The organism is Schlegelella aquatica (assembly GCF_026013905.1).
GTDB lineage: Bacteria > Pseudomonadota > Gammaproteobacteria > Burkholderiales > Burkholderiaceae_C > Caldimonas > Caldimonas aquatica.
Map to the genome: position 1 here is coordinate 553,990 of NZ_CP110257.1, position 19,654 is coordinate 573,643.

Below are 19,654 nucleotides of genomic sequence, written 5' to 3' on the forward strand. Positions count from 1 at the left end.
ATGAGCATCGAAGTCCGCCACCTCCACAAGCGCTTCGGCGCCACGGTCGTCTGCGACGACCTGAATCTCGACATTCCTTCGGGCGAGCTGGTCGCCCTGCTCGGGCCCTCGGGTTCGGGCAAGACCACTTTGCTGCGCATCATCGCGGGCCTGGAGCAGCCCGACAGCGGCGCGGTGCTGTTCCACGGCGAGGAGGCCACCCACACCTCGGTGCGCGAGCGCAATGTGGGGTTCGTGTTTCAGCACTACGCGCTGTTCAACCACATGACCATCTTCGAGAACGTGGCCTTCGGCTTGCGCGTGCGCCCGCGCGCCACGCGCCCGAGCGAGCGCGAGATCCGTGCCAAGGTGTCGGAGCTGCTTCGGCTGGTGCAACTGGACTGGATCGCCGATCGCTACCCGCACCAGCTCTCCGGCGGTCAGCGCCAGCGCATCGCCCTGGCCCGGGCGCTGGCGGTGGAGCCGCGCGTACTCCTGCTCGATGAGCCGTTCGGCGCACTCGACGCCAAGGTCCGCAAGGACTTGCGCCGTTGGCTGCGCCGCCTGCACGACGAGATGCACGTGACCACCGTGTTCGTCACCCATGACCAGGAGGAGGCGATGGAGGTGGCCGATCGCATCGTCTTGATGAACCACGGGCGCATCGAACAGGTGGGCGCACCCGACGAGGTGTACGACCACCCGGCCACGCCGTTCGTCCTTCAGTTCCTGGGCGACGTCAACGTCTTCCACGGGCGACTGTCCCACGGCCCGGGCAGCCCCGCGGGCGAGGAGGTGAGTTACGTGCGCCCGCACGAGATCGAGGTCCTGGCCCAGCCGGTCCCCGGCAGCTGGGCGGCGGTGCTGTCGCAGGTCCTCACCGTCGGGCCCCGCACCCGCGTGGAGTTCCGCCGCCAGGACGACGGCAGCTACGTGGACGTCGAATTGCCGCGCGAGGAGTACCTGCGGCTGCGCGAGCACCAGGGGCTGCGGCCGGGAGCCACCGTGCACCTGCGCCCACGCCGGGCGACGCGATTCGCGCAGGCGGCGTGACGCCAGGAGCCCCTCAGGAGCCCGCCACGGCGCCGCCCGGCAGCCGCTCGATCAGGGCTTGTGCCGCTGCCGGCGCGCGCTCCTTGGCCCCGTCGATGAAGTAGATGAACACGTCGCGCGGGCGCGGCTCCACCGCTGCCCGGGGACACACGTGCGGCAGCGGCTCGCGGTCTTCCCCCACGGCCCATCGTCTCGCATGTTCGGCCCAGGTGTCCAACGCTCCCGCGGGGTAGCCGGTGGCCAGCTCGCTTTGAGATCGCATCAGGCGCACATAGACGAAGTCGGCCGTGAGGTCGGCGAGCTGCGGGTACTTCGGTGAATCGGTGTGCACGATCGCAATGCCTTGCCGCGCCGCCAGCTCGACGAAACCGGCGCACAGGAAGCTCTCGTGCCGCACCTCGATGGCGTGGCGCAGCGCGCGTCCCTCCACCTCGCGGGGCAGCCCCGCGAAGAAGCGCTCGAGATCCTCCGCGTCGAAGGTCTGCTCCGGCGAAAGCTGCCACAACAGCGGGCCGAGCCGGTCCTCGAGGTGTGCGGCCACCGAGGCGAACCGTCCGGCCAGCGCGAGCCCTTCGGCCAGGTGCCTGCGGTGCGTGAGGTAGCGAGGGGCCTTCACCGAGAAGAGAAAGCCCGGCGGCGTCTCGTGGCGCCACTTGGCGAACGTTTGCGCCGCGGGCATGCGGTAGAAGCTGCTGTTGATCTCGATGGCGCCCAGCACGCGGCTGGCGTGGTGCAGCTCCTTGCGCTGCGGCACGCCGGGCGGGTAGAACGTCTGGCGCCACGGCTCGTAGTTCCAGCCGCCGATGCCCACCCGGATGCGTCCGGCCTTGCCGTTCATCTGCCGCCTCGTGTCGTCGTCGCCACCCGCCCACTCTACGCAGCGGCGCGCCCGCGGCCGTAACGGGCGGTAGGTCGCCGGCAGTCTGCAAGCGCGGTGCTCAGATCTCGAAGTGCTCGCCCGGCTCGGCCTTCAGCGCTCGCTCCACCACGGCGCGGGTCAAGGGCGGCGCGAAGGCCTCGATGAAGCCATAGACATAGGCCTTGAGGTAGGCGCCGCGCCGGATCGCCAGCCGCGTCATGTTGACCGTGAAGAGATGACGCGCATCGAGCGAACGCAACTGACGGTCGCGTTCCTCGTCGTAGGCGATGGAGGCGACGATGCCGATGCCCAGGCCCAGTTCGACGTAGGTCTTGATGACGTCGGCGTCCATCGCCGTGAGCACGATCTCGGGATGCAGACCGGCGCGGGCAAAGGCTTCGTCGATGTGCGTGCGCCCGGTGTAGCCGACGTCGTAGGTGACGAGGGGGTGCTTGACGAGCCGCTCCAGCGTCAGCGGCTGCCCGTCCAGCAGCTCGTGCCCGGGCGGCACGAGGACACAGTGCGTCCAGCGGTAGCAGGGCAGGGCCACCAGCTCTTCGTACCTCGACAGCGCCTCGGTGGCGATGCCGATGTCCGCCTCGCCGGCCAACAGCATCTGCGCCACCTGCGCCGGCGAGCCCTGGTGCAGGTTCAGCGTGACCTGGGGATAGCGCTTGCGGAAGTCGCTCACCGCCGCGGGCAACGCATAGCGCGCTTGCGAGTGGGTGGTGGCAATGGCCAGCTTGCCGCGCGACTGCTGCGCGTAGTCCTCCCCGGCGCGGCGCAGGTTCTCGGCGTCGAGCAGGATGCGCTCGATGATGGGCAGCACCTGCGCCCCCGGGGGCGTCAGCCCGGTCAGCCGCTTGCCCGCCCGCACGAACAACTCGATGCCCAGTTCGTCTTCGAGTTCGCGGATCTGCCGGCTCACACCGGGCTGGGAGGTGTGCAAGGCGTGGGCCACTTCGGTCAGGTTGAACCCCCGCCGCACCGTCTCGCGCACGGAGCGAAGCTGCTGGAAGTTCATGGCGTCGTCGCTGGCGGCCTGCGTGATGAGGAGCACGATTCTGAACAGGGCGCCTTATGCGAGCAACGATTAAAAACTTCTGAACTTAGTCGGAATGTGCATGAGGGCGGGATGCGCCGCCCGCGGGCTACGCGTGCAGCCGGCTCGTGCGCGGGACGCTGGCGAGGAGGAACTCCATCTGGTCGACCAGGATGCGGCGCCCCCGCAAGATCATGTCCTCGTGCAGGTTCGGCACGTAGGGCAGGTACAGCAGCGGCATGCGAGCCTCCTCGGGAGTGCGGTTGCCCTTGCGGCCGTTGCACGCGCGGCACGCCGTGATGCAGTTCATCCAGGTGTCGCGCCCGCCGCGAGAGGTTGGCACGATGTGTTCGCGCGTCAGTTCCTCCAGAGTGAACTGACCGCCGCAATAGGCGCACAGGTGGCGGTCGCGCGCAAAGAGCTTGAGGTTGGACAGCGCGGGCGTCTGGCGCCACGCCCGGCTCGGCACCGCGCCGCGCACCGCCACGATGGGATGCACCTCGATGCGCGACTGTCGGCCGCTCGAGCGCTGCATGCCGCCGCGCAGCACCACCACCGGGTCGCCCAGCGTCCAGGCGATGCCGTCGCTGGCATACAGCACGGCCGCTTCCTTGGGCGTGATCCAGGCCTGCGGTCGGCCGGACACGTCGAGCTGCAGCACATCCACCACTGGCACCGTCGAGCCTCCTCGGACGGCATGCCCGGGTCGCCACCCGAGTCCGGCGGCTGCCACTCCGGGCCCGGTCCGAAGAGAGCCGGCCCTGGGCGACTCCTTGCATGCCTCGCGTTATGCCGGTCCGCCCGGCGCGCCCAGCCGGCGGATCGTGCAGTCACCGTGGCCGCGACGCCGTCGAGACGGCGTCCCCGTCGTGTCCCGCGGGCGGCCACCAGCCGCACGCAGGAACCACGCGCCAGCATAGAGCACAACGGCGCCGTTCCTCAAGGTTCGAGCCGCGCACGCCGCGCCCGAGTTCACGATGCCGAGGGCATCACTGCGTCTGGCCGGTCCGCACCGCGGGCGCGAGCGGCCCGGCGGTCCCCACCTCCCGTGCCTTCGGACCTGCGGGTAAACACTGAGATTGCCGGGCCCGACCTGCCGCCTGGGGCGCGGAACTGTTGCTTTTAGGGGAAGCTCTCTAGAAATAGCGGGGTCGGGTTCGCTGAAGCGGCCTGCATTTCTGCAAAATAGAACGATCGTTCGTTCTATTTTTGGGCCCACCGTGAGTGCCACTCCCCAACCCAAGCCCGCGCGACACCTGCAGAAGGGTCAGCAGACCCGTGCCGCCATCCTGGAGGCGGCGCTGCGGCTCGCCTCGCAGGTCGGACTGGAGGGCTTGTCCATCGGCGCGCTCGCCGAGGTCATGGGCATGAGCAAGTCGGGCGTGTTCGCCCACTTCGGCTCGCGCGAGGAACTCCAGATCTCCGTCATCCGTGAGTATCACGCGAAGTTCGAGGAAGAGGTGTTTTTCCCTGCCATCCTCGAGCCTCGCGGCCTGCCCCGGCTGCGCGCCTTGTTCGAGCGCTGGGTGCGGCGCGTCTCGGTCGAGATCGACTCCGGCTGCATCTACATCAGCGGGGCCGTCGAGTTCGACGACCGCCCCGGCCCCGTGCGCGATGCGCTGGCGGAGATGGTGCGCGCGTGGCATCGCGCGATGGGGCGCGCCATCAGCATTTCGATCGAAGAGGGGCATCTGCGCCCCGACACCGATCCCTTGCAGATGCTGTTCGAGATCCATGGCCTCATCCTGGCGCTGCACCACGACGCGCGCTTCTTGCGCTCCGCGGGAGCGCTCGACCGGGCTCGCAAGGGGTTCGAGTCGGTGATCGCGCGCCATGCCACGGACAAGGCCCCCCCGATCCGACCGCCTGCGGCCCCCGTGGCGCGCAAGGCCACGTCGAAATCCACCTCCTCCCGATAACCCACCTTCGTCCCAAGGAGCATCCCATGCCTCAATACACCCCGCCGCTGCGCGACATGCAGTTCGTCCTGCACGAAGTGCTCAACGTCGTCGACGAGTTCAAGCAAATGCCCCGGCACGCCGAGATGGACGCCGACACCGTCAACGCGGTGCTGGAGGAAGGCGGCAAGTTCGCGGCCCAGGTGGTGTTCCCGCTCAACCAGGTGGGCGACGAGGAAGGCTGCACGCTGGACAAGACCACGCACGAGGTGCGCACGCCCCAGGGCTTCAAAGAGGCCTACAAGCAGTATGTGGAGGGCGGTTGGCCGGCGCTGTCGTGCGACCCGGAGTTCGGCGGCCAGGGCCTGCCGGTGGTGGTCAACCAGTGCTTCTACGAGATGCTCAACTCGGCCAACCAGGCGTGGACGATGTACCCCGGCCTGTCGCACGGCGCGTACGAGTGCCTGCACGAGCACGGCACGCCTGAGCAGAAGCGCCTGTACCTGCCCAAGCTCACGAGCGGCGAGTGGACGGGCACCATGTGCCTGACCGAGCCGCACTGCGGCACCGACCTGGGCCTGCTGCGCACCAAGGCCGAGTCGCAGGCCGATGGCACCTACAAGATCACCGGCCAGAAGATCTTCATCTCGGCCGGCGAGCACGACCTGGCCGAGAACATCGTCCACCTGGTGCTGGCCCGTCTGCCCGACGCGCCGGCCGGCAGCAAGGGCATCTCGCTGTTCGTCGTGCCCAAGTTCCTCATCAACGCCGACGGCTCGCTCGGCGAGCGCAACAAGATCTACTGCGGCGGCCTGGAGCACAAGATGGGCATCCACGGCAACGCCACTTGCCAGATGATCCTCGACGGCGCGGTCGGCACGCTGGTGGGCGAGCCCCACCGCGGCCTGCAGGCGATGTTCGTGATGATGAACGCCGCGCGCCTGGGCGTGGGCATGCAGTCGCTCGGCCTGACCGAAGTGGCCTACCAGAACGCCGTGGCCTACGCGAAGGACCGCCTGCAGATGCGCTCGCTCTCCGGCCCCAAGGCGCCGGACAAGCCCGCCGACCCGATCATCGTGCACCCCGACGTGCGCAAGATGCTGTTGACCGCCCGCGCGTATGCCGAGGGCGGCCGGGCGCTGGCGATCTGGACGGCGCTGCAGATCGACAAGGAGTTGTCCAGCGGTGACGAGCAGGTGCGCAAGGACTGCGCCGATCTCGTCGCCTTGGTCACGCCCATCGTCAAGGCCTTCCTGACCGACAACGGTTGGATCGCCACCTCGCACTGCCTGCAGGTGTTCGGCGGCCACGGCTACATCAAGGAATGGGGCATGGAGCAGTACGTGCGCGATGCCCGCATCAACATGATCTACGAGGGCACCAACACGATCCAGTCGCTGGACCTGTTGGGCCGCAAGATCCTGGCCGACAACGGCGCCAAGCTGAAGAAGTTCGGCAAGATGGTGCAGGAGTTCGTCGAGGCCGAAGGCGTCAACGAGAAGATGCAGGAGTTCGTCAACCCGCTGGCGGACCTCGGCGACAAGGTGACCAAGCTCACCACCGAGATCGGCATGAAAGCCTTCGGCAACCCCGACGAGGTCGGCGCCGCGGCGGTCGATTACTTGCGCGTGTGCGGGCACCTCGTCTTCGCCTACTTCTGGGCCCGCATGGCCAAGGTCGCGCTCGAGAAGCTCGATTCCGGCGATCCGTTCTACAAGGCCAAGCTGGCCACCGCGCGCTTCTACTTCGCCAAGCTGCTGCCCGAGACGGCCGGATTGATCCGCTCCGCCCGCGCGGGTCTCAAGCCGCTGATGGAGATGGAAGAGGCCTTGTTCTGAGCCGCACCCGCCGGCTCGGTCCGCGGCGCGCCGTGCGGTACGGCGGCGCGCCGCCGCGCACATCACCCCACCCCCTTCACAACCACTCCAAGGAGGCAGCATGAACAAGCAGTCGATCGCGCTGGCGCTGGTGGCCTTTGCCGCCGCCGCGGGCGCACAGGAGACGCCCGTGGGACTGTGGAAGACCATCGACGACGGCACCAGGAAGGAGAAGTCGCTGGTGCGCATCAGCGAGTCCTCCGGCGTGCTGACGGGCAAGGTCGAGAAGATCCTCGATCCCGAGGCCAAGCCTGACGCCGTGTGCGAGAAGTGCTCCGACGACCGCAAGAACCAGCCTATCGTGGGCCTGACGATCATTCGCAATGTGAAGAAGAACGGGGACGATGCCGCGCTGTGGGACGGGGGCGACATCCTCGACCCGAACAACGGCAAGGTGTACCGCGTGCGCATGAAGCCGGTGGACGGCGGCCGGAGGCTGGAGGTGCGAGGATACATCGGCGCCCCGCTGCTCGGCCGCACGCAGGTGTGGCAACGGGTGGAATGAATTGATGCGGCCCGCACCCCCGGGCCGCTGCGTATCCCTGAAGGAGAAATCCGTGAGTCGTTTCCAAGTCCGCAAAGTCGCCGTGCTCGGTGCCGGCGTGATGGGCGCACAGATCGCCGCCCATCTGGTCAACGTCAAGGTGCCGGTCGTGCTGTTCGACCTGCCCGCCAAGGAGGGCCCGAAGAACGGCATCGTCACCCGGGCGGTCGAAGGGCTCAAGAAGCTCAAGCCCTCGCCGCTGGGTGTGCCCGAGGACGCGGCGCTCATCCAGCAGGCCAACTACGAGGAGCACCTCGAGCTCCTGAAAGACTGCGATCTGGTGATCGAGGCGATCGCCGAGCGCATGGACTGGAAGCTGGACCTGTACAAGAAGATCGCGCCCTACGTGGCGCCGCACGCGATCGTCGCGTCCAACACCTCGGGCCTGTCGATCACGAAGCTGTCCGAAGCGCTGCCGGAGGAGATCAAGCCGCGCTTTTGCGGCATCCACTTCTTCAATCCGCCGCGCTACATGTACCTGGTCGAGCTGATCCCGACCCCGGCCACGCGCGCAGACATCCTCGACCAGCTCGAGACTTTCGTGACCACCAGCGTCGGCAAGGGCGTGGTGCGCGCCAAGGACACGCCCAACTTCATCGCCAACCGCGTGGGCATCGCCGGCATGCTGGCCACCATCATCGAGGCGGAGAAGTTCGGCCTCAGCTACGACGTGGTGGACGACCTCACGGGCAAGAAGCTCGGCCGCGCCAGCTCCGGCACCTTCCGCACGGCCGACGTGGTGGGCCTGGACACGATGGCGCACGTCATCAAGACGCTGCAGGACAACCTGGCCGACGATCCGTTCTACCCCACCTACCAGACGCCGCCGGTGCTGGCCAAGCTCATCGAGCAGGGCGCGCTGGGGCAAAAGAGCGGTGCGGGCTTCTACAAGAAGGTCGGCAAGGACATCCTGCGCCTGGACCCGGCCAAGGGCGAGTACGTCCCCTCCGGTGCCAAGGCCGACGAGATCATCGGCCGCATCTTGAAGAAGCCGGGGGCGGAACGCTTGAAGCTGCTGCGCGAGTCCAGCAACCCGCAGGCGCAGTTCCTGTGGTCGATCTTCCGCGACGGCTTCCACTACTGCGCGGTGCACCTGGAGTCGATCGCCGACAGCGCGCGTGACGTGGACTTCGCCATCCGCTGGGGCTTCGGCTGGAAGCAGGGGCCCTTCGAGCTGTGGCAGGAGGCCGGCTGGAAGCAGGTCGCCCAGTGGATCCAGGAGGACATCGAGGCCGGCAAGGCGCTCTCGAAGGCGCCGCTGCCCGCGTGGGTGTTCGACGGCCGCGACGGCGTGCACAGGCCCGAGGGCTCGTGGTCCCCGGCCAAGAAGACCTACGTGCCGCGCAGCGACCTCGCGGTCTACCGCCGCCAGTTCTTCCCGGAGAACGTGCTCGGCTCGGGCGCGGTGACGCCGCACCAAGCCGGCAAGACGCTGCACGAGGACGACTCGGTGCGCCTGTGGACGCTGGACGACGAGGTCGTGATCCTCAGCATCAAGACGAAGATGCATGCCATCGGGCCGGGCGTCGTGCAAGGGCTCTTGCAGGCGGTGGACCTGGCCGAGCGCCAGTACAAGGGTGTGGTGGTCTGGTCGCCGGACGAGCCGTTCTCGGCGGGCGCCGACTTGCAGGCCATGCTGCCCGCCTTCATGGCCGGTGGCGCCAAGGCGATCGAGCCGGAAGAGAAGAAGCTGCAGGATGCGATGCTGCGCTTGCGCTACGCCAACGTGCCGACGGTGGCCGCGATCCGCGGCATGGCGCTTGGCGGCGGCTGCGAGCTGGCCGTCTACTGCGCCAAGCGCGTCGCGGCGATGGAAAGCTACATCGGTCTGGTCGAGGTGGGCGTGGGCCTGATCCCCGGCGCGGGCGGCCTGACCTACATCGCGCGCCGCGCCGCCGAGATGGCCTCGGCCGGCAACGCCGGCGCGGACATCCTCACCTTCGTGAAGGATGGCTTCACGAGCGCCGCGATGGCCAAGGTGGGCACGAGCGCGATCGAGTCGCGCAAGCTGGGCTTCCTGCTCGACGACGATGTGATCGTGCCCAACAAGGACGAACTGCTGTACGTGGCGATCCAGCAGGCCAAGGCGATGTTCGAAAGCGGCTACCGCGCGCCGCTCAAGCGTCTGTTCCCGGTGGCCGGCCGTTCCGGTGTGGCGACGATCAAAGGGCAGCTGGTCAACATGCGCGACGGCGGCTTCATCAGCCAGCACGATTTCCACATCGCGAGCCTGATCGCCGACGTGGTGTGCGGCGGCGAGGTGGAGGCCGGCTCGCTGGTGAGCGAGGAGTACCTGATGGCGCTGGAGCGCAAGCACTTCTGCTCGCTGCTGAACCATCCCAAGACGCAGGAACGCATCATGGGCATGCTGCAGACCGGCAAGCCCGTCAGGAACTGACCCACCCCGTAGCGCCTTCGGCGCTCCCCCTCAAGGGGGCGCCACCGGCGGGCCGGCACGGTCCGGTCCGCGGTGGCCGCTTGATTGAGGCGACTCAACTGGAGTGAAAGACATGAGTACCAAACAAGTGCAAGAGGCCTACGTCGTCGCGGCGACGCGCACGCCCATCGGCAAGTCGGGCCGCGGCTACTTCAAGAACACCCGCCCGGACGATCTGCTGGTGGCGGCGATCCAAGGCGCGCTCAAGCAGGTGCCGAGCCTCGACCCGAAAGCGATCGAGGATGCGATCGTCGGCTGCGCGATGCCCGAGGGCGAGCAGGGCCTGAACGTCGCGCGCATCGCAGCGCTGCTGGCGGGCCTGCCCAACACCGTCGGCGGCGTGACGGTCAACCGCTTCTGCGCCTCGGGCCTGACAGCGGTGCAGATGGCGGCCGACCGCATCCGCGTCGGCGAGGCCGACGTGATGATCGCCGCCGGCACCGAGTCGATGAGCATGGTGCCGATGAGCGGCAACAAGCCCTCGATGAACCCGGCGATCTTCACGCGCGACGAGAACATCGGCATCGCCTACGGCATGGGCCTGACGGCCGAGAAGGTGGCCGAGCAGTGGAAGGTCTCGCGCGAGGCGCAGGACGAGTTCGCGCTGCAGTCGCATATGAAGGCGATCAAGGCGATCGAAGCCGGCGAGTTCCGCGACGAGATCACGCCGGTGGAAGTGGTCGAGCGCCTGCCGAACCTGGCGGACGGCTCGGTCACGGTGCGCACCCGCACGGTGGACGTGGACGAGGGGCCCCGGCGCGACACCACGGCCGAGGCGCTGGCCAAGCTCAAGCCGGTGTTCGCCGCCAAGGGCTCGGTGACGGCGGGCAACAGCTCGCAGACCTCCGATGGCGCGGGCTGCCTGATCCTCGCCTCCGAGCGCGCGATCAAGCAGTACGGCCTCGAGCCGCTCGCGCGTTTCGTCAGCTTCGCGATCAAGGGCGTGCCGCCGGAGATCATGGGCATCGGCCCGATCGAGGCGATTCCCGCCGCGCTGCGCTATGCGGGCCTGACGAAGGACCAGCTCGACTGGATCGAACTGAACGAAGCCTTCGCGGCGCAATCGCTGGCCGTGCTCAACACGCTCGACATCGACCGCAGCAAGGTCAACCCGATGGGCGGCGCGATCGCGCTGGGTCACCCGCTGGGCGCGACCGGCGCGATCCGCTCGGCCACGGTGGTCCATGCGCTGCGCCGCCACAACCTCAAGTACGGCATGGTGACGATGTGCGTCGGCACCGGCCAGGGGGCGGCGGGCATCTTCGAACGGGTGTGACGACGTCCGAAGGGCCGCGCCAGCGGCCCTTCGTGTCTGGGGTCCGGCGCGGGGCGCGGGCCGGCGCGGGCGGCGAGGAGGGCGAATGGAACGCATCGAACTGGACACCCCGGCCGGGGCGACGCTCGCCGTGCGCCTGTTCCGACCGGACTCGCAGTCGTGCGACCCGCGCGCCGCCGTCGTGATCGGCCCGGCGATGGGCGTGCGTCAGGACTATTACCGCGAGTTCGCCGCCTGGCTGGCCGAGCAGGGGTTTCTCGTCGCCACCTTCGACTACCGGGGGGTGGGCGACTCGAGGCCGGCCCGCTGGCAGCGCAGCCTGCGCGGCTTCGAGGCGGATCTGTACGACTGGGCGCACGACTACGATGCGGTCGTCGCCGAGGTCGCGCGGCGGGCGGGCCCCGTGCCGCTCTTTCTCGTGGGACACAGCCTGGGGGCGCAACTGCCCGGGATGCTGACACAGCGCGACCGCATCGCGGGGATGCTGTCGATCGCCGCGGGCAGCGGCTACTGGCGCGACAACGCGCCGCGCGTGCGCCGCGCGGTGCTGCTGTTCTGGCACGTGATCGTGCCGGTGGCCACCCATTTGTGCGGCTACTTTCCCGGCCGGCGCCTGCGCAAGATCGGCGACATCCCGCGAGGCGTGATGCTGCAATGGCGCCGCTGGTGCCTGCACCCCCGCTACCATGTGGGCGCGGAGGGCGAGGCCGTGAGGCGCGCCTTCGAAACGGCGCGTTTTCCGGTGGTGGCCTGGTCCATCGCCGACGACGAGCTGATGACCGAGCGCGGCACCCGCGCGCTGATGGAGCTGTACGCGGCGGCCCCCAAGCGGCTCGAACGCATCACGCCGGCCGATGTCAGCGCCCGTCGCATCGGGCATTTCGGATTCTTTCGCGAGCAGTTCCGCCCGACGCTGTGGATGCGTGCGGTGCAACTGTTCCAATGCTTTCCCTCACACGGATTGGAGACGACATGAACATCAAGACGGCGCTGCTCAACGGCGTGCAGACCATCGAGATCGCACGACCCGAGAAGAAGAACGCCCTGACGATGGCGATGTACGAGGCGATGGCGCAGGCGCTGCGCTCGGCGCAGGCCGACTCCGCGGTGCGCGCCGTCCTCATCACCGGGCAGCCCGGCATCTTCACCTCGGGCAATGACCTGGAAGACTTCATGCAGCGCCCGCCTCAAGGGCTCGACTCGCCGGTGTTCCAGTTCATGCAGGCGCTGCTGGCCTGCGAGAAGCCGGTGGTCGTGGCCGTGACGGGCGCGGCCATCGGCATCGGTACGACCATGCTGCTGCACTGCGACCTGGTCTATGCGGCCGACGACGCGCGGTTCGCGATGCCGTTCACCAGCCTGGGGCTGGTGGCCGAGTTCGCCTCCAGCCTGCTGGTGCCCCTGTATGCCGGCCATGTGAAGGCGGCCGAGAAGCTCTTGCTGGGCGACCCCTTCGGGGCGGAGGAGGCGCAGGAGATGCGGCTCGTCAATGCGATCCTGCCGGCCGCGGAGGTGGTGAACCACGCCCGCCGCGTGGCCGAGCGCTTCACGCAGCTGCCGCCGGCGGCCGTGCGCGAGACCAAGAAGCTCATGCGCCGCGCCCACGCGCAGTTGGTGCAGGAAACGATCGCGGTCGAGGGCGAGATCTTCGGCCAGCGCCTGCGCAGCCCCGAGGCGCGCGAGGCCTTCCAGGCCTTCTTCGAGAAGCGCAAGCCCGATTTCACGAAGTTCCAGTAGCAAGAAGGCGGGCGACGCCGGGCAGCCGCGGCCTGACGAAGCGCACCTCCTCGCTCTCGGCGGGCACTTCGTTGCACCAACTCCCCGGCCGGCGTGCTCAGGCGACCTGCGGCGTGTGGCCGAGGCCGGCCGGGCGCCAGGCGCCTTCATCCCGCCAGGCGGTGCCCGCCCACGCCCCAGGGGTCGCGCGGGTGGGCCATTCAACCCGCAGCTGTCGGTAGATGTCGAGATAGCGCTCGGCCATGACCGGCGCGGTGAAGCGCGTGTCGAACACTTCGCGGCAGCGCCGGCGCTCGAGTTGGCCGACCCGTCGGGCGGCGGCGACGGCCTCCTCCATCGTGTCCACCACGAAGCCGGTCACGCCGTCGACCATCACCTCCGGCACGGAGCCGCAGCGGAAGGCGATGACCGGTGTGCCGCACGCGAAAGCCTCGATCATGACCAGGCCGAAGGGCTCGGGCCAGTCGATGGGGAACAGCAGCGCGCGGGCGCGGCCGATGAACTCGTTCTTCTGACGGTCATCGATCTCGCCGACGAACTCGATGAGCCGGTCGTCCAGCCTCGGGCGGATCTGCTGCTCGAAGTAGCGGCGGTCGGCCTCGTCGACCTTGGCGGCGATGCGCAGCCGGGTGCCGCAGGCCTTGGAGATCTCGATCGCGCGGTCCACCCGCTTTTCCGGCGAGATGCGGCCGACGAACGCGAAGTAGTCGTCCGGCTGTGGCTGGAAGCGGTACAAGCCCCCGGGCAGGCCGTGATAGACCGTGCCCATCCAGCGCGCGTGCGGCAGCGGCTGGCGCTGATGGTCCGAGATCGAGACCACCGGCACGTCGGCGAAATGCCGGTGCAGCGGGGCGAGGTCGGGCAGGTCCAGGCGCCCGTGGAAGGTCGTCAGGCACGGGGTCGGGCAGCGGCGTGCCATCGGGTAGTGCAGGAAATCGACGTGGAAATGGATCACGTCGAACCGGGCGGCCCGGCGGAACACCTCGTCGAGCATGATGGTGTGCCAGGGCAGCCAATCGGGGTGTCGCGGGTCCAGTCGCAGGCTGCGTTCCACGATGGGGACGAGCTCGGCCGAGGTGATGGAATCCCCGCTGGCGAACAGGGTGACGTCGTGGCCCATCGCGACCAGTGCTTCGGTCAGGTAGGACACGACCCGTTCGGTGCCTCCGTACGCCTTCGGCGGCACGCTTTCGAACAAGGGTGCGACCTGCGCAATCCTCATGCAGCCTCCGTCGTCGGTCGAAGCCGACGGCGAGATGAGGGCTGCCGTCCGGATTTCAAGAGCGGGGAATCTCCCGGGGCTTGCCCTCGCGGTCGATCGCGACGTACGTCAGATTGGCCTCGGTGACCTTGACGACCTGCAAGTCCGCCGGATTGCGCTCGGCATAGACCTCCACGTGCACCGTGATGGACGTGCGGCCGATCCGCTCGACGCGGGCATAGAACGAGAGCAGATCACCGATGGAGACCGGCTGCTTGAAAATGAACTGGTTGACCGAAACGGTGGCGATCCGGCCCTTGGCGATGCGCGCTGGCAGCACCGAGCCGGCCAGGTCCACCTGGGCCATGATCCAGCCGCCGAAGATGTCGCCGTTGGCATTGGCGTCGGCAGGCAAGGGCAGGACCCGCAGGACGAGTTCCATGTCATTGGGCAAACTGACGGGCAGGGTCGAGGCAGGGCTGGTAGGGTCGGGCATCGGCACCACTTGACGAAGTATTCGACACATGGATTGTCCACGATGCGCCGTGCAGCAATGAGCTTGCCCGAGGTGGCCCCGCCCCCCGCCGCCGGTCCCCGCTCCGACTGGGGCACCCTGCGGCGGCTGTTCCCCTACCTCTGGCGTTACCGCTGGCGGGTGACCATCGCGCTGGCCTTCCTCGTGGGGGCCAAACTCGCCAACGTGGGCGTGCCCTTGCTGCTCAAGCGGCTGGTGGATGCGCTGTCCATCGCGCCCGGCGATCCGCGCGCTTTCGTGGTGGTGCCGGTGGGCCTGCTCGTCGCGTATGGTGCCCTGCGCCTGGCCACCTCGCTTTTCACCGAGTTGCGCGAGCTGGTCTTCGCCAAGGCCACCGAGGGCGCGGCGCGCAGCATCTCGCTGGAGGTGTTCCGCCATCTCCATGCGCTCAGCCTGCGCTTCCACCTGGAGCGGCAGACGGGCGGCATGACGCGCGACATCGAACGCGGCACGCGCGCGGTGCATTCGCTGATCTCGTACTCGCTCTACAGCATCTTGCCGACGATCATCGAAGTGGCCCTGGTGCTGGCGCTGCTGGGCACGCGCTTCGACCTGTGGTTCGTCTGGATCACCGTCACCGCGCTGGTGGCCTACATCGCGTTCACCGTGAGCGTGACGGAGTGGCGCACGCAGTTCCGTCGCCAGATGAACGAGCTCGACTCCAAGGCTCACACGCGCGCCATCGACTCGCTGCTCAACTACGAGACGGTCAAGTACTTCAACAACGAGGACTTCGAGGCGCGCCGCTACGACGAGAGCCTCGAGCGGCTGCGGCGCGCGGCACTGAAGTCGCAATCCACGCTGTCGCTGCTCAACGCCGGCCAGCAGCTCATCATCGCCGTGGCGCTGATCGCCATGCTGTGGCGGGCCACCGAGGGCGTGGTCGCGGGCACCATGACGCTGGGCGACCTGGTCATGATCAACGCCTTCATGATCCAGCTGTACATCCCGCTCAACTTCCTCGGCGTGGTCTATCGCGAGATCAAGCAGTCGCTGACCGACTTGGACCGCATGTTCGGCCTGCTCGACCGCGAGCGCGAGGTGGCCGACGCGCCCGATGCGACGGAGTTGGTGGTCCGCGAGGGCGTGGTTCGTTTCGAAGACGTGCACTTCGGGTACGACCCGGCCCGGCCCATCCTCAAGGGCGTGAGTTTCGAGATTCCGGCCGGCCGCACGGTCGCGGTGGTCGGCCCTTCGGGCGCGGGCAAGTCGACGCTCGCACGTCTGCTCTTTCGCTTCTACGATGTGCAAGGCGGCCGCATCACGATCGACGGGCAGGATCTCAAGCGCGTGACCCAAGCGAGCCTGCGGCGCCAGATCGGCATCGTGCCGCAGGACACGGTGCTCTTCAACGACACGATCGAGTACAACATCGCCTACGGCCGGCCCGGGGCCACGCGGGAGGAGGTGGAGGCCGCGGCGCGGGCTGCGCACATCCACGACTTCATTGCATCCACGCCGCAGGGCTACGACACGATGGTGGGCGAGCGCGGGCTCAAGCTGTCGGGCGGCGAGAAGCAGCGGGTCGCAATCGCGCGCACGCTGCTCAAGAACCCACCGATCCTGATCTTCGACGAAGCGACCTCGGCGCTCGACTCGGCAAACGAGCGCGCGATCCAGGCCGAGCTGGCCTGCGCCGCGCGCAACAAGACGGCGCTGGTGATCGCCCACCGCTTGTCCACGGTGGTCGATGCACACGAGATCCTGGTGCTGGAGGACGGCCGCATCGTCGAGCGGGGCCGCCACCATGATCTGCTCGCCCGGGGCGGGCGGTACGCGCGCATGTGGGCCATGCAGCAAAGCGCCTCCTCCGAGGAGAAGGCGGTCGGGGGGTGAACGCACCCCCTCCGAGGGGCGAAGAGTCGGCGGTCGCGCAACGGTGCGCTGCGCTCGCACGTCGGACACCGCTCGGTGCGCCGTGCGCCGCCAGACAGGGCGGCATCAGGGGCCGAAGCCGTTCCCCCGCGCAGTCACTCGCGCTCGGCGTCCGGGGCTTCGTCGGCGGGCGTCTCGACCGCGTCCGGCCCCTCGTCGGCGCGGATCTCCACCGCGTCCGGTGCATCGGGCTGGTCCGCCGCGGCCTCGGGCGTTTCAGCCGTGGCCGCTCCGTGCTTCTGTTCGGCGCGGCGCTTGAGTTTCTCTTCCTTCTTGCGCTTTTTCGCCAGTTCGCGCTGGCGCTTCTCGAACGCGTAGTTGGGCGTGGGCAAATCCGTTCCTTCCTCGTGCGCCGGGTGCGCCTGGTGTCGTTGCACCCCCATCCTACGCCTGCTCAGGCGGCTTGCCATGTCAGACTGTGGGGATGGCTCTCAAATCCACCGTCTTCAAGGTCGACCTGCAGGTCGCCGACATGGACCGCGGCTACTACGCCGATCACGCGTTGACCCTCGCCCGTCATCCTTCGGAGAACGACGAACGCCTGATGGCGCGGGTGCTCGCCTTCGCGCTGCATGCGCACGAGCGGCTGGCCTTTGCCAACGGGCTCACGGACACCGACGAGCCCGACCTCTGGCGTCGCGACCTCACCGGCCAGGTGGAGCTGTGGATCGACGTCGGGCAGCCGGAGGAGAAACTGGTGCGTCGGGCGGCGCACCGGGCGCAGCAGGTCGTCGTGCTGAGCTTCGGGCGCCAGGCCCCGGTGTGGTGGGCGCAGAACCGCACCCTGCTCGAACGACTGCCGCACTTGCGCGTCCTGCACGTGCGGCCGGCCAGCATCGAGGCGCTTGCCGCGCTGGTGGAGCGGACGCTGCGACTGCAATGCACCGTCCAAGACGGGCAGGTCTGGCTCGGTCACGAGCGCCAGACGGTGGAGGTGGAGATCGAGGAGTGGAAAGCCCCGCGCTGACCGTCTGGGGCGAGGCGCCTCTCACATCGCGACGTAACGCCCCGGCTTGTGGTTGATCGCCAGGATGAGGTTGAGCGCCACGGCGCCCACCACCGAGTAGACCACCCGCTGCGGGTCGACGATCGCAAAAGCGGCGGCCACGATCGCGCAGTCGATGGCCATCTGCACCTTCCCGGCCCGCCATCCCCGGCTGTCCTGGAGGTAGAGGGCCAGGATGCCCACCCCGCCCAGGCTCGCCCGGTGGCGGAACAGCATCAGGAATCCCGCGCCCATCAGCAGCCCGCCCATCACCGCGGCATAGGCCGGCGTGAGGGCCTGGAACCCGATGACCCATGGCTGCAGTTCGGTGAACACCGACAGCAGCGCGACGGCGACGAAGGTCTTGACGGTGAAGGCCGCCCCCATACGCCGCCACGCGAGCCAGTAGAAGGGCAGGTTCAGCACGAAGAACACCGCGCCGAAGCTCCAGCCGGTGGCGTAGTGGAGCAGGAAGGCCAGCCCCGCCGTGCCGCCGGTGAGCAGGCCGGCGTGCTTGAACAGCGCGACGCCCAGCGCAATGAAGAGGGTGCCCGTCACGAGGGCTTGGGCGTCCTCGAAGGCGGTGTGGCGTTCGACGGCAAGGGCGGGGTGGGCCGACATGGGGCGGCAACGCGGGGGGGGCTGCGATGTCGCTGCAGTGTAGGGCCGTCCGGCCTGCGGACGGCTGCGGTGCGTCAAGCCCGGCGTGTGGCGGCCGGCCCAGCCCGGCGGGCACGCGCCAGTCGGGCCATCAGCAGCACCGCGACGATCGTCGCGTAGACATACACCTCGGCGAAGTCGTTCTTGCCCGCCCGCATCCAATAGAAGTGCAGCAGCGCCAGAGGCGCGATCACGTAGACGAGGCGATGCAGCCGCTGCCAGCGGGCCGCACCGAGCGCGCGGATCGCCCGGTTGAAGGAGGTGGCCGCCAGCGGCAGCAACCCGAGCAGGGCGGCGAAGCCCACCAGGATGAAGGGTCTTTTGCCGATGTCGCGCAGGATGTCGTCGAGGTACAGGCCCATATCGAGCCAGGCGTAGGCCAGGAAGTGCAGCACTGCGTAGAAGAAGCTCGCCACGCCCAGCATACGCCGGAAGCGCGCCAGCGCATGCCAGCCGGTCCACAGCCGCAGCGGCGTGACGGCCAGCGTGAGGCACAGCAACCGCAGCGCCCAGTCGCCGAGCGACCGGATGAGGGCCTCCGCCGGGTTGGCCCCGAGCTGGCCGGCCGCGGCGCCCCACAGCAGCGTCGCACCGGGCGCGCACAGCAGCACGAGCGCGAGCGGCTTGGCCAGCGGGTGCAACAGCAGATGCATCGCCCGGCCGCCGCGGCGGTCAGTAGAACTTCTTGAGATCCATCCCGGCATACAGATGCGCCACCTGGGCCTCGTAGCCGTTGAACATCTGCGTGGGCCGCTTGCGCTGGAAAAGGCCGTCCTCGCCGATGCGCCGTTCGGTGGCCTGGCTCCAGCGCGGGTGGTCCACCTTCGGGTTGACGTTGGAATAGAACCCGTACTCGTGCGGCGCCGCGGCGCTCCATGCGGTGGTCGGCTGCTTCTCGACGAAGCGAACCCGCACGATGGACTTGGCCGACTTGAAGCCGTACTTCCAGGGCACCACCAGCCGCACCGGGGCGCCGTTCTGGTTGGGCAGCACCTCGCCATACAGCCCGAACGCGAGCAGCGTGAGCGGATGCATCGCCTCGTCCAGCCGCAGCCCTTCCACATACGGCCACAGCAGCACCGACGACCTCACGCCGGGCATCTGCGCCTTGTCGGCCAGGGTGTGGAACTCGACGTACTTGGCGTTGCCGGTCGGCTCCACGCGCCGGATCAGCTCGGCCAGTGAATAACCCACCCAGGGAATCACCATCGACCAGCCTTCCACGCAGCGCAGCCGGTAGATGCGCTCCTCCATCGGCGCGAGCTTGAGGAGCTCCTCGATGTCGTAGACCTTGGGCTTGCGCACCTCGCCTTCGACGGCCACCGTCCAGGGGCGGGTCTTCAGCGCGCCGGCCAGCCGGGCAGGATCGCTCTTGTCGGTGCCGAACTCGTAGAAGTTGTTGTAGGTGGTGACGTCCTGGTAGGCGGTGGGCTTTTCCATCGTCACCGCGCCCGGCACGGCGCTGCGCACGGCGTCGAGCGGGGGCAGCTTGCCCGGTCGCGAGGGGACGGCCTGCGCGAGCGCCTCGCCATTGGCCCAGGCGGCCAAGGCCGCCCCCGCAGCGCCGGTGGCCATCCAGCGCAGCCAGTCGCGACGCGATTCGTACACCGCCTGCGGGGTGATTTCCGAGGCGACCGGGTGTTCGTAGTGGCGGAACTTGCGCAGGTGCATGGCGGCCCTTTCCGGACGGCGGTGT

At 68.6% G+C, this 19,654-nt stretch carries 19 protein-coding genes; 10 read left to right on the top strand and 9 right to left on the bottom strand.

The features are described from left to right. Nucleotides 1–1,032 carry a sulfate/molybdate ABC transporter ATP-binding protein gene (locus OMP39_RS02505; protein WP_264893233.1) on the top strand — a complete coding sequence of 344 codons (1,032 nt, stop codon included), beginning with the start codon at nucleotides 1–3 and terminating at the stop codon, nucleotides 1,030–1,032. A gap of 13 nt (nucleotides 1,033–1,045) precedes the next feature. Here the strand turns inward: OMP39_RS02505 and OMP39_RS02510 are convergent, their stop codons facing one another. From OMP39_RS02510 to OMP39_RS02520, 3 genes are all read right to left on the bottom strand, one after another. Then, on the bottom strand, nucleotides 1,046–1,870 hold the full coding sequence (locus tag OMP39_RS02510) for a DUF72 domain-containing protein (RefSeq protein WP_264893234.1): 825 nt from the start codon (nucleotides 1,868–1,870) through the stop codon (nucleotides 1,046–1,048). Nucleotides 1,871–1,970: 100 nt separating this feature from the next. After that, nucleotides 1,971–2,915, bottom strand: a complete 945-nt coding sequence (locus tag OMP39_RS02515; RefSeq protein ID WP_264894629.1) for a CysB family HTH-type transcriptional regulator — start codon at nucleotides 2,913–2,915, stop codon at nucleotides 1,971–1,973. A 127-nt stretch (nucleotides 2,916–3,042) separates the two neighbouring features. Continuing rightward, nucleotides 3,043–3,600, bottom strand: coding sequence for an HNH endonuclease (locus tag OMP39_RS02520; RefSeq protein ID WP_264894630.1), 558 nt, complete (start codon nucleotides 3,598–3,600; stop codon nucleotides 3,043–3,045). Nucleotides 3,601–4,153: 553 nt separating this feature from the next. Here OMP39_RS02520 and OMP39_RS02525 point away from each other — a divergent pair. From OMP39_RS02525 to OMP39_RS02555, 7 genes are all read left to right on the top strand, one after another. Beyond that, entirely contained in the window at nucleotides 4,154–4,852 is a 699-nt protein-coding gene (locus tag OMP39_RS02525; RefSeq protein ID WP_264893235.1) for a TetR/AcrR family transcriptional regulator, read from the top strand. Between the two features lie 26 nt (nucleotides 4,853–4,878). Further along, nucleotides 4,879–6,669 (top strand): acyl-CoA dehydrogenase C-terminal domain-containing protein, encoded by a 1,791-nt coding sequence (locus tag OMP39_RS02530; RefSeq protein WP_264893236.1) that lies wholly within the window; start codon nucleotides 4,879–4,881, stop codon nucleotides 6,667–6,669. Nucleotides 6,670–6,769: 100 nt separating this feature from the next. Further along, the gene (locus OMP39_RS02535) at nucleotides 6,770–7,213 is read left to right on the top strand and encodes a DUF2147 domain-containing protein (protein ID WP_264893237.1); all 444 of its coding nucleotides are present in this window, start codon (nucleotides 6,770–6,772) and stop codon (nucleotides 7,211–7,213) included. A gap of 52 nt (nucleotides 7,214–7,265) precedes the next feature. Continuing rightward, nucleotides 7,266–9,650: a 3-hydroxyacyl-CoA dehydrogenase/enoyl-CoA hydratase family protein gene (locus OMP39_RS02540; RefSeq protein WP_264893238.1), complete on the top strand. Its 2,385-nt coding sequence runs from the start codon at nucleotides 7,266–7,268 to the stop codon at nucleotides 9,648–9,650. 112 nt (nucleotides 9,651–9,762) lie between these two features. Beyond that, nucleotides 9,763–10,965 carry an acetyl-CoA C-acyltransferase gene (locus tag OMP39_RS02545; protein WP_264893239.1) on the top strand — a complete coding sequence of 401 codons (1,203 nt, stop codon included), beginning with the start codon at nucleotides 9,763–9,765 and terminating at the stop codon, nucleotides 10,963–10,965. 85 nt (nucleotides 10,966–11,050) lie between these two features. After that, nucleotides 11,051–11,941: an alpha/beta hydrolase family protein gene (locus tag OMP39_RS02550; RefSeq protein ID WP_264893240.1), complete on the top strand. Its 891-nt coding sequence runs from the start codon at nucleotides 11,051–11,053 to the stop codon at nucleotides 11,939–11,941. Beyond that, a complete protein-coding gene (locus OMP39_RS02555; protein WP_264893241.1) occupies nucleotides 11,938–12,702 on the top strand; it encodes an enoyl-CoA hydratase in 765 nt (254 codons plus the stop codon). The genes OMP39_RS02550 and OMP39_RS02555 overlap by 4 nt, the downstream gene beginning before the upstream one ends. Before the next feature lie 97 nt (nucleotides 12,703–12,799). On the opposite strand, the gene OMP39_RS02560 is transcribed toward OMP39_RS02555, so the two are convergent. Continuing rightward, nucleotides 12,800–13,924 carry a glycosyltransferase family 4 protein gene (locus OMP39_RS02560; RefSeq protein WP_264893242.1) on the bottom strand — a complete coding sequence of 375 codons (1,125 nt, stop codon included), beginning with the start codon at nucleotides 13,922–13,924 and terminating at the stop codon, nucleotides 12,800–12,802. Between the two features lie 55 nt (nucleotides 13,925–13,979). Then, the gene (locus OMP39_RS02565) at nucleotides 13,980–14,345 is read right to left on the bottom strand and encodes an acyl-CoA thioesterase (protein WP_264893243.1); all 366 of its coding nucleotides are present in this window, start codon (nucleotides 14,343–14,345) and stop codon (nucleotides 13,980–13,982) included. Nucleotides 14,346–14,441: 96 nt separating this feature from the next. Here OMP39_RS02565 and OMP39_RS02570 point away from each other — a divergent pair, with 96 nt between their 5' ends. Further along, on the top strand, nucleotides 14,442–16,274 hold the full coding sequence (locus OMP39_RS02570; RefSeq protein WP_264893244.1) for an ABCB family ABC transporter ATP-binding protein/permease: 1,833 nt from the start codon (nucleotides 14,442–14,444) through the stop codon (nucleotides 16,272–16,274). A gap of 134 nt (nucleotides 16,275–16,408) precedes the next feature. On the opposite strand, the gene OMP39_RS02575 is transcribed toward OMP39_RS02570, so the two are convergent. Then, complete coding sequence (locus OMP39_RS02575) at nucleotides 16,409–16,690, bottom strand: hypothetical protein (protein WP_425340655.1); 282 nt, start codon at nucleotides 16,688–16,690, stop codon at nucleotides 16,409–16,411. Between the two features lie 47 nt (nucleotides 16,691–16,737). Here OMP39_RS02575 and OMP39_RS02580 point away from each other — a divergent pair, with 47 nt between their 5' ends. Then, nucleotides 16,738–17,280, top strand: a complete 543-nt coding sequence (locus OMP39_RS02580; protein ID WP_264893245.1) for a YaeQ family protein — start codon at nucleotides 16,738–16,740, stop codon at nucleotides 17,278–17,280. A 21-nt stretch (nucleotides 17,281–17,301) separates the two neighbouring features. On the opposite strand, the gene OMP39_RS02585 is transcribed toward OMP39_RS02580, so the two are convergent. From OMP39_RS02585 to msrP, 3 genes are all read right to left on the bottom strand, one after another. Further along, nucleotides 17,302–17,919 carry a YitT family protein gene (locus OMP39_RS02585; RefSeq protein WP_264893246.1) on the bottom strand — a complete coding sequence of 206 codons (618 nt, stop codon included), beginning with the start codon at nucleotides 17,917–17,919 and terminating at the stop codon, nucleotides 17,302–17,304. A gap of 74 nt (nucleotides 17,920–17,993) precedes the next feature. After that, nucleotides 17,994–18,611 carry a protein-methionine-sulfoxide reductase heme-binding subunit MsrQ gene (locus tag OMP39_RS02590; RefSeq protein ID WP_264893247.1) on the bottom strand — a complete coding sequence of 206 codons (618 nt, stop codon included), beginning with the start codon at nucleotides 18,609–18,611 and terminating at the stop codon, nucleotides 17,994–17,996. Nucleotides 18,612–18,630: 19 nt separating this feature from the next. Further along, nucleotides 18,631–19,629 (bottom strand): protein-methionine-sulfoxide reductase catalytic subunit MsrP, encoded by a 999-nt coding sequence (msrP, locus tag OMP39_RS02595; protein ID WP_264893248.1) that lies wholly within the window; start codon nucleotides 19,627–19,629, stop codon nucleotides 18,631–18,633. Nucleotides 19,630–19,654 lie beyond the last annotated feature (25 nt).